Source organism: Bradyrhizobium sp. P2_E8 (assembly GCF_056403875.1).
Genome location: NZ_JBFUES010001536.1, coordinates 1 through 1,165 on the forward strand (window position 1 = coordinate 1; position 1,165 = coordinate 1,165).

Below are 1,165 nucleotides of genomic sequence, written 5' to 3' on the forward strand. Positions count from 1 at the left end.
TCACGTCGCCGCGCGTAAAACGCATCGGCGGCTCTAAAACTTTTCGTTCGCCACCCCAAAAAGACTTTTGCAACAATATCGGCCAACGGCGGAAGTCGCCGGGGATGCTTCGGATTTTCGTGCAAGCCAGTTTCGACGATCCTCACCGCGTAATCCCGGAGGGTAGAACCTCAACGGCGAACGATACGTGCGGAGCTTTGAAAAGCATTGGAGCCGCTCACTGACGTCGAACGTAGATGGCGCCCCAGCCAAGGCCGAGTGTGGCGGCGACAAGCGAACCGAAGAGTACGCCCAGTTTCGCCGCCCTCAATAGTCCTTGATCGGAGAAGGCGAGCATTGAGATGAAGATCGACATGGTAAACCTGCTCGCGAGGGAGCGGTCGCGCCTTGCGATCGGAAATGGGGTGAATCGGGTGCGACCAGAAGGCGAGAATAGCGTGACTTCTCAGTGGCAGTATCAGGTTAGGTTCGATGTGGACGATTCTGCTACGGCGGAATCGGTACGCCGAAAACTCCGTGATCCGGCACTGGCGCCGCTGTTCGATATCCTCGCAGCGCATCGCGCTGCGCTGAAACGCCAGTTTGACGCCTTTGCGGAGTATGTCACCGTAGCAGAAGAGCACGGCGTCGAATACTATCCGCTCTACCAATGGACGAAGGCGACGATCGAGAATCCGACGAAAAGGAAAAGTATTTGAAATCCTTTACACTCTACGTGGACGATCGGGAGGTCTATACCAAAGAGATTGCCGAGGCGCTGGAGGCGGACTTGCAACCGCTCGCCACTGGCGGGCTGATCACGCGAATATCCAAGTACGATACCAATCCCGCCAACAATCATCAGTCGCCGCAGCGCCCCCGCGAGCGGGGCTAGCCCTTCCGCGAGAGCGAGCTCTGATTTTGCGCATAGTCGAGATCTCGACCGCTTCCCGCAACTTACGAGGCGATCGATCTCACGCGGACGTAAGAGCCAGGCGCGTTTTCGATAATCGCTAGTGCACCGCTACCGGGTTCGCGGGCTGGAACGCGGCCTGCATCAAGTGGCGTTACCCATTCGTCCCAAAGCGGCCACCACGACCCTTGATGAGGCGCGGCGCTGGCGAACCATTCGTCCGGACTGGGCGGCAAATTGTCGTTCGTCCAATGGCCATATTTGGTGCCGGGC

2 protein-coding genes and 2 pseudogenes are annotated in these 1,165 nt (G+C 58.2%); 2 read left to right on the forward strand and 2 right to left on the reverse strand.

The window, feature by feature from the left end:
• Positions 1-217: 217 nt before the first annotated feature.
• A pseudogene (locus AC1D00_RS42080) lies at positions 218-361 on the reverse strand (Na+/H+ antiporter NhaA); the annotation flags it as partial.
• On the opposite strand from AC1D00_RS42080, the gene AC1D00_RS42085 reads away from it, so the two are divergent.
• Positions 342-698 carry a hypothetical protein gene (locus tag AC1D00_RS42085; protein WP_477014772.1) on the forward strand — a complete coding sequence of 119 codons (357 nt, stop codon included), beginning with the start codon at positions 342-344 and terminating at the stop codon, positions 696-698. The pseudogene AC1D00_RS42080 and the gene AC1D00_RS42085 sit on opposite strands and share 20 nt — an antisense overlap.
• Entirely contained in the window at positions 695-874 is a 180-nt protein-coding gene (locus tag AC1D00_RS42090; RefSeq protein WP_477014773.1) for a hypothetical protein, read from the forward strand. Before AC1D00_RS42085 ends, AC1D00_RS42090 begins: the two co-directional genes overlap by 4 nt.
• A 62-nt stretch (positions 875-936) precedes the next feature.
• Here AC1D00_RS42090 and AC1D00_RS42095 read toward each other — a convergent pair.
• A pseudogene (locus AC1D00_RS42095) lies at positions 937-1,165 on the reverse strand (class I poly(R)-hydroxyalkanoic acid synthase); the annotation flags it as partial.